Consider the following 15,743-nt stretch of genomic DNA (forward strand, 5'->3'; position numbering starts at 1 on the left):
ATATACTTATTTTAAATTCATAAAACTACCTCTGTTTTCACTTTCGATTTAATGTACATGAGCTACACTAAATCGAAAATAAAAAACAATATATCAGAATAATTTAAAACATTTTTACTATAATTTTTCCACTCTTTTTGTCGTTATAATGTCGGAACCCAGATTTAAAATATTTTTTACCACAATCTGATGCATTTCCACTGGTGCTTCTAATTCTACTTTTTTTATTTCTTTTTCCACATCAAATATCCTATCTTTAGGTATTGGATCCTTTGTTCTCACACTTACTAAAAGTTCCTCTCCATTTTTAACTTTTACCAGAGTTGCAATAGTTCTCCTGGGATCCTGTATCTCTTGTCTTGCATATTTTTCCCCTCTTTTACAGGTTGCCCCATTGACACTTATGATATTTCTGTCATCATAATCAATTGTAATCTCACAACTATTAGGACATACTATGCACGTCAAATCTCTCTTCATACCTCTACCCCCACCTTAATATCTTCTTGAGACTTGATATCTTCTCTTTCAACTTTCAAATGTATCATTACTGCAGGATTAAGTTTTTTCAATTTAGCAGTTTTTATAACTTTCTCTCCCTGCATAACTTTTATGATTTTATCTTTAAATGGTTTTCTCACTCTCAAGGACAATTCCAAATCTTCATTTCCGCTTATTCTATTTGGTATAATATTACCAATAGTCCCATCCGAGCCTACATTTATTGCACTTCCTTCCATAACGCCACCCTTAAGTTGTCTGGCAACGGATTCAGCAGCTTTTTCTCCCTCCAAAGATACATAGTCCACCAGATCATGGACATGCAGCACATTTCCTGCTGAATATATTCCGAGAACACTGGTCTGCAAATTTTCATCTACAAGAGCACCGTTACTTCTTTTATCAAGTTCAATACCAGCTTGCAGTGACAATTCATTTTCAGGTATCAACCCAACTGACAAAATCAGAGTATCACATTTATAGTTTTTTTCAGTACCCACTATAGGCTTTCCGTTTTCGTCAAGCTCACTGACTGCAACCTCCTGAACTCTATCCTTACCTATTATATTGGTAACAGTATGACTTAAATAAAGTGGTATATTGTAATCATTCAGACACTGCTGAATATTTCTCGGAAGGCCACTGGGGTAAGGCAGCTTTTCAAATACTGCAATGACATGAGCACCTTCCAGTGTAAGTCTTCTCGCCATTATGAGACCTATATCGCCGGAACCAAGGATAATAATATTTTTCCCGACCATAAGATTATTTAAATTTATATAGGACTGGGCAACTCCTGCCGTAAAAATTCCCGCGGGTCTTGTTCCCGGTATACTTATAGCTCCTCTAGTTCTTTCCCTACATCCCATTGATAAAATTACAGCCTTTGCTTTATACTTTTTTAATCCATTCCTGGTTGCAGCCGTAACTTCTTTATTTTTTGTAAGTCCTATAACTGTGGCTTCTGTCTCTATTTCTACATTTTTTTCTATTGCTTTTTGTATAAATTTATCCGCATATTCAGGTCCGCTGAGTGCTTCCTTAAATCTTAAAAGCCCAAAACCATCATGTATACACTGCTTAAGTATTCCCCCAGGAGCTTTTTCCCTCTCCAATATAAGTACATCATCTATTCCATCTTCTTTTAGTTTCACAGCTGCAGCAAGTCCTGCAGGGCCTCCGCCTATAATAATTACATCTTTTTCTATTATATCCATTACCTAACCCTCCCTTCAAATAGATATCCATTCTTCCTTGAGTACCTCATTTCCTCTGGTTTTAAATTATGTTCTCTCATCAAAAGTTTTACAATTCTTGTCTGGCAGTATCCTCCCTGACATCTTCCCATCATGGACCTGGTTCTATTTTTAATTCCTGTCAGTGTCTTAACTCCCAATGGATTATGAACTGCTTCTAATATTTCATGTTTTGTCACCGTTTCACATCTGCAGAATATTTCACCGTAATCTGGATCCTGCTTTATGAGTTCAGCTTGTTTCTCATCCGATTGTTCATTGAATTTCAATATTCCCCTTCTAATTGGATTGAATTTTTCATTTTCCTGCAGAGTTTCTCTTTTAGCTATAATATTCACTACATCTCTAGCTATTGGAAGGGCACTTGTAAGCCCAGGAGATTCCATTCCTATTAAATTGATTACATTCGGCACATTCTTTCTCTCTCCAATTACAAAATCTGCATATCCACCTTTTTCCTTGCTTACCAATTTGGGTCTTATACCTGAAAAATTCCTTATAAGGTATTTCCTCTCTATTTGTGGAAGTATTTTCCTACCGCCTTCTATAAGCATATCCATTACTTTCTGGGTAGATGAATAATTGTCATTTTCATCTATATAAACTGCGCTTGGTCCTATAAGCACATTTCCATCTACTGAAGGAGTAAGATGAATACCAAGTCCCCCTTCCTTTTTATTTGGTACAGGATAAGCCGGCATAGTTAGATATTTACTAAAATTTTTATCCAGTATAAAATATTCGCCTCTGCAGGGATATATTGTATAATCTTCTATTCCAACCATCCTGGCAATCTTATCTGAATTTAGCCCTGCACTGTTTATCACCCATCTGGTTTGAAAAATTTCATCTTCTGTAGATACTTCATAGCCTTTTTCTATCCTCTTTATTCCCCTTACTTCTCTTCCCAGGAAAAATTCTACTCCATTTTGACACGCATTCTCTGCCAACGCTATAGTATAAATTATGGGATTTACTATACCTGTCATCGGTGAAAACAATGCTGCTTTTCCTTTTATATAAGGCTGCTTTTCCCTTATTTCTTTTTCAGATATTATTTTTAATCCCGGGACTCCATTTTTTTCACCTTTTTCTTTTAATTCTTCCAGTCCTTCTAAATCATCCTTTGTAAATCCTACTACTAATTTTCCTGTTCTTTTAAACGGTATGTCCAATTCTTTTGCTACCTTGTCAAATCCAAGACATCCCTCTACACAGTATTTAGCCATAAGTGTTCCCGGCCTGCTGTTAAATCCTGCATGAATGACACCACTATTTCGGCCGCTTGTTTCACAAACTACATCTAATTCCTTTTCCAGAACAGCTACCTTAAGCTTATAGCGTGAAAGCTCTCTGGCTATCGAACTGCCTATTACACCAGCTCCTATTATTAACACATCATATTTATCCCTCATAATTTCACCTCATCTTAATGTTTTAGAATGCTTTTTAAAACATTTTCAAAAAATAATAATTTACGTCTTCTAATTTCCACACCATAAAAATCGTTTTCATCATGTATAAAAACATATCATTTCCTCTATAATTTTTCAATTGTCTTTAATACATTATCAAAATTATACACCTAAAATTTAATCATTTGTAATGTTGATTGAATATTACAAATGATTAAACAATATAATTATAATATTAAAACTATGAACTTTCATTCAAAAGCCTATCCTACCAGCTGACAATTTTCCTTTAAGGAGTTATAATTCTTAACCAGCTTGTAACCTGCTTCCAAGGCGCGTTTATTCAAATCCTCTGTTCCTTTTGGAACCCTGCTTAATACAGCAAATTCAAGAGATTTTTCTGAAGCTATATGCAAAATACTATTAATAGCTCCCACTGCAATTATATTAGCTACCATTGATTTACCTATTACCTCATTGGCAGTTTTCAATATAGGAACTTGAATAACCCTCTTAGCTTTATTAGTACTTGGTACCATTACCGACGAATCTATGAGCAGTATTCCATCTCTATCAAGTGATCCTATATATTTACTACATGATTTTTGAGTTAAAGTCAACAAAAGATTTGTTCTTAAAACTTTGGGAAAATCGATTTCCTCATCACTTATGATAACTTCAGCCTTGCTGGAACCACCCCTGGCTTCCGGACCATAAGATTGGGATTGAATAACTTTCTTACCCTCCATTATTGCAGCTTCTGCTAAAATAACTCCACCTAATATAAGTCCTTGTCCTCCTGAACCCGTCAATCTCAATTCTAATTGATTACTCATAATTCACTTCTCCTTTATAAATTACTTACTTACAAATTTATCTATTATTTTTTGATATTCTTCAGTATACTCAGGCTCTGTAGTATTCTTAAACTCACCAATTAAAAATTTTCCTCTAAGTTTTTCTGGTGAAAACTTTTTTGCTGTACTAATACTAACAGCATTATCCCTCTGCCACTTCATCATGTTTACTGCAGAACCCTTTTTATTTTTTCTTCCATAATAGGTAGGGCATATGCTTACACCTTCTATTAATGAAAATCCCTTATTTTGAATGCCCTTTTCTATGAGAGAAATCAACTGCTTTGTATGATAAACAGTACCTCTGGCTACATAGGTTGCTCCTGCACCTATAGCAAGCTGTGGAATATCAAAAGGTCTGTCAACTGTACCATAAGGTGCAGTAGTTCCTTTATCCCCTCTTGGTGTAGTTGGAGAATACTGTCCTCCGGTCATTCCATAAATATTGTTATTGAAAATAACCGTTGTAATATCAATATTTCTCCTAGCTGCATGAATCAGATGATTCCCTCCAATAGCTGCAGCATCACCATCTCCTGAGATTACAATAACCTCAAGCTTGGGGTTGGCCAATTTTACTCCCGTAGCAAAAGCCAATGCCCTGCCGTGAGTAGTATGAAGCGTATTAAAATCCATATACCCTACAGCTCTTGAAGAACAACCTATTCCCGATACAATACATACTTTATTTTTATCCAGTTTTAAATTATCTATAGCCTGTATAATGGCTCTCATTAATATCCCATGTCCACATCCCGGGCACCATATATGTGGTAAATTTTCCATTCTTAAATAATCTTCCACTAATGTGCTAGCCATTTTAAAATACCTCCTTGATTTTAGATAGTATTTCCTGCGGAGTAATAACTTCACCATTAATTTTTCCTAGTTGAAAAATATTCGATTCATTTTTTACCACTCTCTCGACTTCCAAAGCTAATTGTCCATGGTTAAGTTCTGACACAATTATATTTTTGGCCTGCTCTCCAACCCTTTTAACCTGTTTTTCAGGAAAAGGCCAAATGGTTATTGGTCTAAACAATCCAACTTTTAAGCCATCTTTTCTTGCCTGCTTTACTGCACTTTTGGCACTTCTAGCCGTCCCCCCATAGGCAATTACCACAGTTTCAGCATCTTCCATGTACAGTTCATTATAGGTTACAATATCATTTACATTGTCTTCAATTTTACTTAAAAGCCTATTACAGAGAACTTCAGCTACTTCAGTGCTGTTAGTAGTAAATCCGGATTCTGTGTGTACAAGCCCTGTCACATTAAACCTAAATCCTTCACCAAAAGCTGCCATAGGAGGAACAAACTTTCCTTTTTCAACATAATAAGGTAAATAATTTTCATCCTTTTTTTTAGGCTTTTTACGGTCAATAATCTTTAAATCTTCTATTTTAGGAATTTTAATTCCCTCTCTCATATGAGCTACGACCTCATCCATCAACAGTATTACCGGCGTTCTATATTTCTCAGAGAGATTAAAAGCCCTGACAGTTAAATCAAAAGTTTCTTTAACTGAAGAAGGTGAGATTGCTATTATTGGATGATCCCCGTGAGTACCCCATCTTGCCTGCATTACATCTCCCTGGGATGGCGATGTGGGAAGGCCCGTACTAGGACCATGCCTCTGTACATCTACAATTACACAGGGTATTTCAGCCATTGCTGCATACCCTATATTTTCCTGCTTTAGCGAAAATCCAGGCCCGCTTGTAGCTGTCATCGATTTTACTCCTGTAAGTGAGGCTCCTATGGCTGCTGCAATTCCTGCAATTTCATCTTCTGTCTGAATAAATTTTCCTCCTACCATAGGCAATCTTTTGGCTGAAAGTTCTGCTATTTCAGTAGAAGGTGTTATTGGATATCCTGAGTAAAATCGCATTCCTGCTGCAATTGCTCCTTCTACGCAGGCTTCATTTCCCTGTAGCAATTTAATATTGTTATCCACTTTTACTTACCCCCTAAAAAAACTGCATAATCCGGACACCGCAGTTCACATAGTCCGCATTTTATACATTTATCTTCATCTACAATTGAAATTTTCCCATTTTTTAAAGCCAATACATTTTTAGGACAAAACTCTATACATATCCCACAACCTTTACACCACTCTTTTTCCAGTTCCACATGTACATTATTTTTTATACTAATCAATTAAATATTACCTCTTTTCCAACTCTAATTGCTTAACTTAAATTGTCCCCAATATTTCTGAATTTTATGAAATATTCTGTAATTGCAAGTTCTTTTTCATTTCCACCATATGAAAATAGTTTCCATTAATTTATGTTCAGTATATCATATTGGTTTTGAAGTTTCAATGTGCTGTGGAAAAAAATCTTTTTCAAAAACCTAAAAATTACATGATTATAATTAAAATTTACAAACTTAACGTTATATTAACATTAATATTATATGAAATTTGTTATCAATTCTTGAATTTTTATATATATACATTTATAATTTAACCTATGTAATATAGTAATCGTATCTTTAAAATATAGTAATTATGTCTTTAAAGATATAATTACTGAAACTAAATAACTGCACAAAGGAGGCTAAAATGAATTTAACAGAATTATCCGTAAAAAGACCAGCTGCTATAACTATGGTAATACTTCTTCTATTGGGTCTTGGCATATTTGGTTATACCCATATCGGAGCAGATCTGATGCCATCTATCAATGTGCCTATAATCTCTATATCTACTACATATACTGGTGCCAGTGCTGAAGACATTAAACAGGACGTAGTAAAGCCCATTGAAAATGCCGTATCAGGTATAAGCGGCATCGATAAAATTCAATCTACATCCAGGGAAGGCATTGGACAAACTATCATAACATTTAAAGATAGCACAAATATGAATACAGCTTTTTTAGATGTACAAAAAGCCGTAGATAATGCTCAAGCTCAGCTTCCTAAAAATGCAGATAAACCCAACCTATTTAAAATAGATACAAATTCCATGTCTGTATTAATGCTGTCCATATCAGGAAATGTATCCTATGATGAACTCTATAATGAGGCAAACAATATAGTTGAATCTCTCCAAAAGGTACAAGGTGTCGGAAATGTAACTCTGCAGGGAATACAAAAAAAACAGCTTATAATAAAACTGAATAAAGCCGCTCTTGAATCCAACGGTGTAAATGTGAATACACTGCTTTCAAAATTACAGTCCGACAATATAAATATTCCGGCCGGACAGATAAAGCAGGAAAATTTAAATCAATCTGTAAGAGTTATGAGTGAATTTCAGAATATAGATGAAGTAAAGAATTTATTGGTACCTACCTCTTCAGGGGGTACAGTTCGCCTGTCTGATGTAGCAGATGTCAATCTTGAATATCCTGAGGAAAGTCAGCATATGAGGATAAACGGCAAAAACACCATAGGGATAAGCGTTCAAAAGCAAAGTGATGCAAATGTAGTGGAAGCCGTAGACAACATAAAAGCAGAACTTGAAAAAAGTAAAAAGCTGCTGCCAGCCGGCATCAAACTTGAAACTGCCTATGACAGCACTACCTTTATAAAATCTTCCATTGAGCAAATAAAACACACTTTGCTGGAAGGTATATTTACAACCGCCGTAGTATTATTGATATTTTTAAGGAGCTGGAAATCCTCACTTATAGTTTTAGTAGCAATACCTACTTCTCTTATATCAACTTTCTTTATGATGTATGTTATGAAATTCACCATGAATATGATGTCTCTCATGGCATTGTCGCTTTGCATAGGTATTTTGGTGGATGACTCAATCGTTGTATTGGACAACATACAGCGGCATTTGGCCATGAAAAAGGATCCAAAAACTGCTGCTATAGACGGACGTATGGAGATAGGCCTTGCGGCCATTGCAATAACTCTCTGTGATGTAGTTGTATATACTCCTGTGGCATTTATATCCGGTATGGTAGGAGAGTTCTTCAAGGAATTTGGACTTACCATAGCTTTTGCATCCCTATTTTCACTTTTCGTATCCTTCACAATAACCCCTATGCTGGCATCCAGGTTCTTCGGCAAGGTAGATGAAAGGCGCAAAATATCTTCTCAAAGGATGGAAAAATTCAAGGCAGGAAAGTTATATAAAATTTTGAATGCAATTTCTTCTTCCCTGGACAACATAACAGCAGTGTATAAAAGGGCACTCATCTGGTGCCTGGATCACAGGAAAAGGGTTCTCCTGCTCAGCATAGCAGGATTAATAGGCAGCATTTTATTGATACCCGCTGGTGCCATTGGCACGGAACTCATACCAGTTACAGATCAAAGCATGTTTACTATAAATATGACATTTGACTCAGGTTCCACCTTAAATCAAATGGATAAAACTGTCAAGCAGGTAGAAAACCGTCTGCATAAAATTCCTGAAATATCCATGTATTATTCCTCTATAGGCTCCGACATAAGCAGTATGACAGGAGGGGGGAATTCAAGTTCTGCAAGCATATATGTAGAACTTAAGCCTAAAGGTGAGAGAAAAAAATCTCAGTCAGAGGTGGCAAAAGAAGTCCGAAACTGGGGTAATTCTTCTCTAACTGGAACAGATTTTTCTGTGACTGAATCCGATACGGGAGGTGGAAGTTCCAAACCCATATCAATTCAGATATTAGGTAAAGATACTGATACAATAAATGAAATATCCAACAAAGTTGAAGGCATAGTTAAAAATGTTCCTGGAATTATAGATGTAGGTAACTCCTCTAAAGCCAGTGAAAGTGAATTGAGAGTGCAAATAGACAGATTGGCCGCCTCTCAGTATGGAATATCTACATCGGATATATCTTCAGTCCTCAGGATGGCCATTCAAGGTTCCTCCGGAGGCATATACAGGACAAATGGAAATGATTATGACATAACAGTGAAATTTCAGGACGGAGATATAAAAACTCCATCGGATATAGGATCCATAAATATACTCAATCAATCAGGTGAATCTATACCTCTAAATGAAATTGCCACCGTAGTAAAAGCGGATAGTCCTCAATCCATATCAAGGGAGAACAGACAGGATGTAGTTACCATCTCCGCAAATATTCAAGGAAGAGCTCTTGGAGAAGTAAATGCAGATTTATCCAAAAAATTAAAATCATTTTCCGTGCCAAACGGATATGAAATCAAATTTGGTGGAAATCAAGAAGACATGGCAACCAGCTTCAACTCTCTCATAATAGCATTGATTGTTTCATTGGTTTTAATCTATATGATACTTGTTGTACTTTATGAATCCTTCTTAACTCCATTTATAAGAATGATATCTCTGCCTTGTGCTCTGATTGGAGCTTTCGTTATACTGGCCATTACTGGAAAGACCTTGAATATAATGTCCATGATAGGACTTATAATGTTAGATGGACTTGCATCTAAAAATGGTACACTTTTAATCGACTATACAAATACACTTATGAAACGTGGAAAAAGTTTAAGAGAAGCCTTGATAGAATCCGGTGAAAGAAGATTAAGACCTATCATAATGACCTCTGCAACTATGATTGTAGGTATGCTGCCCTCTGCTTTTTCCATAGGGGAAGGCAGTGAATTAAAATCAAGCATGTCCGTTATAGTTATTGGTGGTATGATTGCTTCTACTATTTTTACTCCTATAATATTGCCTATAGTTTATACACTGATGGATGATTTGAAAAACCGGATATTTAAAAAGAAAAAGCATGTAGAAATTGAGGAGGTATAATTATGAAGCCCGATATTTTGAAATCCAAAAAAATCATATGGAAAATAGTATTGCTTGTATTAGTAGCCTTAATGGCATTTGCCATAGTTCACAATATAATTAAAAATAAAAAAACAGAATCCCAAAATCAAATTAAAAATGTAAAAGTGATCCAGGCAAAACTCGGTTCCATATCCACAACTGTAGATTATCCTGGAGAATTGGATGTAGATAAACAAGTTTCTATATCTCCTAAATCACCTGGTAAAATTCAAAGCTTAAATGTAAAAGTTGGCAGTTCAGTTAAAAACGGTGATACACTATTCACTCTTGATTCAAGTTCACTTCAAGCCCAGCTGGAACAGCAGCAGGCAAGCGTGGACTCTGCCAATGCAAGTTTGAACAAGACACAGAGTTCTGGAGTTGAACAGCCTGTAGTACAGGCTCAGCAGTCTTTGGAAACCGCCCAGATAAATTACAATGATGCCAAAACCAGTTACGATAGGACCCAAAGTCTGTACTCTGCTGGAGCTGTGTCAAAGCAGGATTTGGACACTGCCAGCACAAAACTAAATACTGCATCAGCAGCATTATCTGCAGCACAGCAAAATTTAAGTTTACTGCAGCAAAAAGTTGGCCCTGAATCAGTTGCAGTTGCACAGGCTCAGGTGGATCAGGCAAAAGCCGGCCTTAAATCAATTCAGTCTCAAATTGACGATACCATAATTAAAGCTCCAATTTCCGGAATTGTATCTGCCGTGAATATACATGAGGGGGAAATTTCTTCTGCCACGGAGCCATCTATAACTATACTGGATTTGAGTTCGACTATTGTAAAAGTCAATCTGCCTGACAGCATGCTTTCTAAAATTAAAGTGGGACAATCTATAGATATAACTATCCCCTCTGCCAAAAACAAAAAGATCTCCGGTACTATAGATAACATAGCTTCCAATATAGACAGCAAAACTCAAAAATATCTGGTTAAAATAAAAATAGATAATTCCGACGGCAGTTTAAAACCGGGTATGTTTTCTAAGATATCACTTTCCGATACAAAAAAAGACGACATACTTGTAGCGCCAAATGAAGCCATAAAAGTTGAGAATGGAGTTTCTTACCTGTACACAGTAAAAAATAACAAGATAAAGAAGATATCCGTGAATACAGGACTTTCAGATGATAAAAACACTGAAATAGTATCTTCAGGAATAAAGTCAGGAGACAACATAGTACTGGGAGGACTGACTTTCTTAAATGATGGTGACAAAGTTAAGATTCTAAATTGATGTTACAGATAAATATATATAAGACATGAACTGACTAAAACAGCTTCATGTCTTTTTATTATATTATACTTCCTTTAAAATTTTTAAATTGATGTCACAAATCAACTTTATATCATATTATGAATTAAGGCTTAAATTCTGTAACCTGCAATTAAAAACAGTAAAATATTATAAAGATAGTAATCTTCCACTATTTACAGAAAGGAGTTGAGTATATGAGCAGACACCACAGAAGACATTCTAGAAATCACCGTTCGGATATTATAGATGAAAATTACTATGTTCCAGACGAAAGATCAAATTCTAATTCCATAGACATGGACGAAAAAGACAGTGAAGAAAATAACTTATGGCAAAACCCCGTTTATTCAAAAATAAATTTGGAAGATAAAAATCAGGGAGAAGACGATGGCAACATCCCCAATAGAGAGGATCCACCAGAAAATTTATCTGAAAGTACCCCCTTTGCTAAAGTCAGCAATTCCTCAAATCGCAGCCGTAAAAAACATCATTTGGATAAATACAACGGTATAGGGGCTATTAGTTTTACAGAAATGCTAAAAAAATATATAGGACAAATGGTGACTATACACACAGTAGGAGGAAATACCAGCAGATGTAATTTTAGTGGAATATTACTAGGTGTAAACAACCATTTTATACGGCTTATATTAAGAGTAGGTTCAGCTCCATTTTATCCTGCGAAAAATGATTTTATCAATGATCTAAATACCTATAGTGATCCTTATTCCTCGGCAGATAATTGTAATTCAGAATCTAAACCCTGCCCGGAAAATAACAACATGAGTGCCTTTGTAGATATACCTATTAATAAAATTACTGCTTTCTTCCACGGTAATAATTAAAAAATATGCTGGTACAGACAAGTAAGTGCCAGCATATTTTTTATACAATTTATTTTATGTTTTAGGAATTTTGACAGTTTATCGGTTCAATGCTTTTAATACCGCCAGTTTAGCCATATCAAATATAGAATTTCTCTCTTCCACTATGGTTATCTCTTCCTCTATATATTTTCCATCCTCGCTTAGCGTAAACAGCGAAGCTAAATTTTTTTCAAAAGAATTTTTCATTAAATCCCTGAGAATATGTTTTGTTTCCTCCTTAGAATGAAGTATTTCACATAATTTTTCTATGGTATGATCGATTTGTGAAATATACTTATCCTTTAATAATTTTTTTCTCTTTATTTTATTCAATGCCATAATGGACAATTTTACAATATCAGATCTTACAGCAAAATTTGCAGCATCATAACTTTTACATATAAAAGCAGCAGCTTTATTCAATTGATTGTTATAAATATTTATCTTTTCATCTCCCATAATAAAGGCAAGCACTACCATGGATGTAGTTTCTATTTTATCTTCTATATTACTGTCCTCATAATCCACAAAGGCCCCATCTGCAAATTGATTTTTGGCAATTATCCTCAGAAGTTTTCCTCTGGTATATTTTTCATCCAGATATCGGTTGTCGCTTAGATTTTCATTTTCTTCAGCATTAAAACTTCTATACCAGAAACCAGATTCAACATTCTCATTTATCTTCTCTCCCAAAGTGGTTTCATCAACCTTTATGGGTATTATGTTCTTGAGCTGAATTCCAAGCACAGGCTCTTCTCTAAGTTCCATCAATATAAAAGTGGTTTCAGGGCTTATGAATCCATTTTCCTTAGAAAGTTTTATTAAACTTTTCCTCATCTCTTCTTTTTGCTGTCCCCGCTGTAATTTCATATTCATCTTTAAAGATTTTATTTTCTTTCTTGCCCATACCTTCTTCAGCAGATTGGCATTTTCCTCCGTATTGAAATTATCTATATCTATTTTTCTCACATACTCTTTCCCATCAACTTCTCCACTTAAAGTTATACTTCCTTCCACCTCCCCAAAAACATCGGCAAATATGAAAAATGGTTCCCTGTCATACATGTAGTCAATAGTTCTTGGATAAGATGATCTCACCTGCAATTTTCCCCAATCAATTTTTATATTGTCCACCTGAGGATTTTGAATCCTGTTGAATTGCCTGAGTACTATATCCTCAATTCTCTCTCCTATGTCAATAAATTCAGCCTTCCCATAACTTTCATGAGCCAGTTTATTGAGAAAATAATTATTGGTTGAGGAATCTATTCCAAAAGTAAATATTCTGTTGTCTCCTATATTTTCTCTTACATAAGAAAGTATATCCTCCTCTTCATCTACCTGATCATCTGTAAAAATCAATATGGTATTTTGAGAACCCTCTTTTTCCAAACTATATCTTATGCCTCCAAATATATCTGCATCTTCTTCCGTCTCTAGATTGTCTATCCAGCTGGAGGCCTCTCTTAGAGAATTCTCATTAAATTCTATTAATCCATTTTTAGAAAAACTAATTAATTTTACACCCATGGCTATTATGTCAAAAGTATCTCCTTTTGATAAATTTCTTATGCAAAGCTGAAGTGCATTTTTAGCCTGTTCCAGTTTCTCACCTTTCATAGTATCTGAAATATCAATTAAAAATACGTAATTTTCCTTGATTTCCTCTTCATAAGGATCAAGTTTTGGAATCATCCTTATATACACTATACCTTTTTTTTCATCATTTTCTTCATATTCATATATCATTCCATCTGCTTCCAGGGTCTCTCTTTCATTTATGAAAAGCACAAAATCCCTATCCATCAAATGATAGTTTTCATCCAAACTTATTCTGGCTACCGTATCACCCTCCCTTTCAACTTTTATCTTATGATAAGGAGATCTGAAATCCACCCTACTCAATGATTCAACTATTATATTGACCTTAAACTCAAAATCCTCATCTTTAACTCTTTTTATTCTCAACTTATTTGCGAGATTAGTTGTCAATTCTTCAATTTTTGATCTGCTCTTTATTATTTTAGGTTCTGAAATCGCTGGAACTGTGAGTCTAAAAGTACTGTCTTTATAATCCAATTCTTCTACATAAGAAAGCTTTATTTTAACAGTTTCGCCAGAAATTATCTTGCCTATATTTATCTTGAAAAAATGTGGACTGAATTCCTCCAGCGAAAAAACACTGTCACCATGGTTTTCTGCATTTTCATAAATTTGAAGCGCCTTATCCTTTTCTTCTACCACAGCCTTTAAAGTTCTTCCTCCTATTTCCGCCTCAAAACCGGATATAACAGCTGTAGTAGGAAGTGGAAATATGTATACTCCCTCTATATCCTCGCTGCTGCAATTTTGATACATCTGATTTATTACAATCTCTCCATAGCCGGCACATAGATTCCCTATAACATTGACTTTTCTGAGTAAAATTCCTTCTTCAACTGCCTTATTTTCCTTAATATGCTGGAACATATTATGCTGACCTCCTTTTCAACTTTATTTTATTTGCAAAATATCTATTGACCACCCATATTTTATCCAAAGGCTGCCATTGCTATTTTAAGGCACAAAGAGCAAACCTATAGTAAAAGTACAAATACCAAACTTAGTTGATTTTTGGACCTGCCCAAAAATTTTCATTACCTGACATTTGAACTCTGAACTTTAATATTCGAATATAGCTTAAACTCTGAACTTTGATATTTGAAATGGATTTATTTCATATAATAAACATATATATTATTATATCATATTTACCAATATTTATTTTATAAATAAATGTATCTAATAGGTAATTTGAAAAAACTTCAAAAATACTATGATGATAGCTGCTATAGTACTCTTAAAACAATATTGCAGATGTCCTTGGAGAGGGACATAAATAACTACTGCTATAATAATACGAAGGTGGGAATATTAAATGAAATCACATATGAATTCTTTTGTAATAGCGGATCCAAATAAATGCATAGGCTGCAGAACTTGTATGGCAGCCTGTGCTGTTGAACATTCAGGAGAGGATTTTTTTCATACGGATGTTGATAATATAAATTTTAATCCGAGACTCAATGTGGTGAAAACGGTAAAAGTAAGTGCTCCGGTACAATGCAGGCAGTGCGATGATTCGCCTTGTGCTGTTGTTTGTCCTGTAAAGGCCATCAGCAATAAAAATGGATATGTATATATAAATAAAAACTTATGTATAGGGTGTAAAACTTGTATGGTAGCTTGTCCTTATGGAGTTATAGAATTGATCAACCAGTATAATGACGGTCAGAAAATTTTTCAACAAAATTTAAAAACCATGGGAACTGGTAGAAATACAATGAATTTGAAAGGAAAAATAGTGGCAGATAAATGCGATCTCTGTATAAATAGGGAGAATGGTCCTGCCTGTGTGGAAGTATGCCCAACTAAAGCTCTTAAGTTAGTGAGTTATAAAAACAAAAAGTAAGTAATGAACTTATTAAGTGTAAATATAAAAAACAAGCGACTATTGGGTAAACAAGTCCCAAAATAGTCGTAATTTATTGCTTATATTGAGAAGGCAGAAAATATCAGACAATAATATAATAGGTACAATATTAAATTCAAAATAGAATATGGACAAATCAAAAACAATGCATAGAAAAGAACCCCTAAATAAATTAGGAGTTCTTGTGGGGTATTAATAACTTAACCATCAAGCAATTTCCAAAAACATATGCTCAGGAAATAAGCTTTTAATAATGCACCTTTATTTTATCACTATAACAGAAAAAATCAACAGTTTAAAACATTGAGAATAATTCAACATATTATCTGGAAAGTTTTTATGAATTTAAAAAATAATAAAAACTATTGTAAATAATTATT

Annotated in this window: 12 protein-coding genes; 4 read left to right on the forward strand and 8 right to left on the reverse strand. The window is 34.6% G+C overall.

What is annotated here, in order from left to right; translation table 11 throughout:
* Positions 1-117: 117 nt before the first annotated feature.
* From CLLU_RS09980 to CLLU_RS10010, 7 genes are all read right to left on the reverse strand, one after another.
* Positions 118-480 (reverse strand): DUF1667 domain-containing protein, encoded by a 363-nt coding sequence (locus CLLU_RS09980; RefSeq protein WP_106009601.1) that lies wholly within the window; start codon positions 478-480, stop codon positions 118-120.
* Positions 477-1,718 (reverse strand): NAD(P)/FAD-dependent oxidoreductase, encoded by a 1,242-nt coding sequence (locus tag CLLU_RS09985; protein WP_337955804.1) that lies wholly within the window; start codon positions 1,716-1,718, stop codon positions 477-479. Before CLLU_RS09985 ends, CLLU_RS09980 begins: the two co-directional genes overlap by 4 nt.
* Positions 1,718-3,172: an NAD(P)/FAD-dependent oxidoreductase gene (locus CLLU_RS09990; protein WP_106009602.1), complete on the reverse strand. Its 1,455-nt coding sequence runs from the start codon at positions 3,170-3,172 to the stop codon at positions 1,718-1,720. Before CLLU_RS09990 ends, CLLU_RS09985 begins: the two co-directional genes overlap by 1 nt.
* Positions 3,173-3,435: 263 nt before the next feature.
* Positions 3,436-4,008, reverse strand: a complete 573-nt coding sequence (locus CLLU_RS09995; protein ID WP_106009603.1) for a 2-oxoacid:acceptor oxidoreductase family protein — start codon at positions 4,006-4,008, stop codon at positions 3,436-3,438.
* Positions 4,009-4,029: 21 nt separating this feature from the next.
* Positions 4,030-4,848 carry a 2-oxoacid:ferredoxin oxidoreductase subunit beta gene (locus tag CLLU_RS10000; RefSeq protein WP_106009604.1) on the reverse strand — a complete coding sequence of 273 codons (819 nt, stop codon included), beginning with the start codon at positions 4,846-4,848 and terminating at the stop codon, positions 4,030-4,032.
* 1 nt (position 4,849) lies between these two features.
* Positions 4,850-5,986: a 2-oxoacid:acceptor oxidoreductase subunit alpha gene (locus CLLU_RS10005; protein ID WP_106009605.1), complete on the reverse strand. Its 1,137-nt coding sequence runs from the start codon at positions 5,984-5,986 to the stop codon at positions 4,850-4,852.
* A gap of 2 nt (positions 5,987-5,988) precedes the next feature.
* Positions 5,989-6,192, reverse strand: coding sequence for an indolepyruvate ferredoxin oxidoreductase subunit alpha (locus CLLU_RS10010; RefSeq protein WP_242977548.1), 204 nt, complete (start codon positions 6,190-6,192; stop codon positions 5,989-5,991).
* 409 nt (positions 6,193-6,601) lie between these two features.
* On the opposite strand from CLLU_RS10010, the gene CLLU_RS10015 reads away from it, so the two are divergent.
* The 3 genes from CLLU_RS10015 (at position 6,602) to CLLU_RS10025 (ending at position 11,870) form a co-directional block, all read left to right on the forward strand.
* Positions 6,602-9,736: an efflux RND transporter permease subunit gene (locus CLLU_RS10015; protein WP_106009606.1), complete on the forward strand. Its 3,135-nt coding sequence runs from the start codon at positions 6,602-6,604 to the stop codon at positions 9,734-9,736.
* Between the two features lie 2 nt (positions 9,737-9,738).
* The gene (locus CLLU_RS10020) at positions 9,739-11,004 is read left to right on the forward strand and encodes an efflux RND transporter periplasmic adaptor subunit (protein WP_106009607.1); all 1,266 of its coding nucleotides are present in this window, start codon (positions 9,739-9,741) and stop codon (positions 11,002-11,004) included.
* A 215-nt stretch (positions 11,005-11,219) separates the two neighbouring features.
* Positions 11,220-11,870, forward strand: a complete 651-nt coding sequence (locus CLLU_RS10025; RefSeq protein WP_106009608.1) for a hypothetical protein — start codon at positions 11,220-11,222, stop codon at positions 11,868-11,870.
* 78 nt (positions 11,871-11,948) lie between these two features.
* On the opposite strand, the gene CLLU_RS10030 is transcribed toward CLLU_RS10025, so the two are convergent.
* The gene (locus CLLU_RS10030; RefSeq protein ID WP_106009609.1) at positions 11,949-14,360 is read right to left on the reverse strand and encodes a VIT and vWA domain-containing protein; all 2,412 of its coding nucleotides are present in this window, start codon (positions 14,358-14,360) and stop codon (positions 11,949-11,951) included.
* Between the two features lie 448 nt (positions 14,361-14,808).
* Between CLLU_RS10030 and CLLU_RS10035 the strand changes: the two genes are divergently transcribed.
* Positions 14,809-15,342, forward strand: coding sequence for a 4Fe-4S dicluster domain-containing protein (locus tag CLLU_RS10035; RefSeq protein ID WP_242977550.1), 534 nt, complete (start codon positions 14,809-14,811; stop codon positions 15,340-15,342).
* The last annotated feature ends 401 nt before the right edge of the window (positions 15,343-15,743 follow it).

It is taken from the genome of Clostridium luticellarii (assembly GCF_002995845.1).
Classification (GTDB): Bacteria; Bacillota; Clostridia; order Clostridiales; family Clostridiaceae; genus Clostridium_B; species Clostridium_B luticellarii.

What these genes read in the sequence shown, in the direction of transcription:
- CLLU_RS09980 (WP_106009601.1), bottom strand. Translation starts at nt 480, where the DNA reads ATGAAGAGAGATTTGACGTGCATAGTATGTCCTAATAGTTGTGAGATT.
- CLLU_RS09985 (WP_337955804.1), bottom strand. Translation starts at nt 1,718, where the DNA reads ATGGATATAATAGAAAAAGATGTAATTATTATAGGCGGAGGCCCTGCA.
- CLLU_RS09990 (WP_106009602.1), bottom strand. Translation starts at nt 3,172, where the DNA reads ATGAGGGATAAATATGATGTGTTAATAATAGGAGCTGGTGTAATAGGC.
- CLLU_RS09995 (WP_106009603.1), bottom strand. Translation starts at nt 4,008, where the DNA reads ATGAGTAATCAATTAGAATTGAGATTGACGGGTTCAGGAGGACAAGGA.
- CLLU_RS10000 (WP_106009604.1), bottom strand. Translation starts at nt 4,848, where the DNA reads ATGGCTAGCACATTAGTGGAAGATTATTTAAGAATGGAAAATTTACCA.
- CLLU_RS10015 (WP_106009606.1), top strand. Translation starts at nt 6,602, where the DNA reads ATGAATTTAACAGAATTATCCGTAAAAAGACCAGCTGCTATAACTATG.
- CLLU_RS10020 (WP_106009607.1), top strand. Translation starts at nt 9,739, where the DNA reads ATGAAGCCCGATATTTTGAAATCCAAAAAAATCATATGGAAAATAGTA.
- CLLU_RS10025 (WP_106009608.1), top strand. Translation starts at nt 11,220, where the DNA reads ATGAGCAGACACCACAGAAGACATTCTAGAAATCACCGTTCGGATATT.
- CLLU_RS10030 (WP_106009609.1), bottom strand. Translation starts at nt 14,360, where the DNA reads ATGTTCCAGCATATTAAGGAAAATAAGGCAGTTGAAGAAGGAATTTTA.
- CLLU_RS10035 (WP_242977550.1), top strand. Translation starts at nt 14,809, where the DNA reads ATGAAATCACATATGAATTCTTTTGTAATAGCGGATCCAAATAAATGC.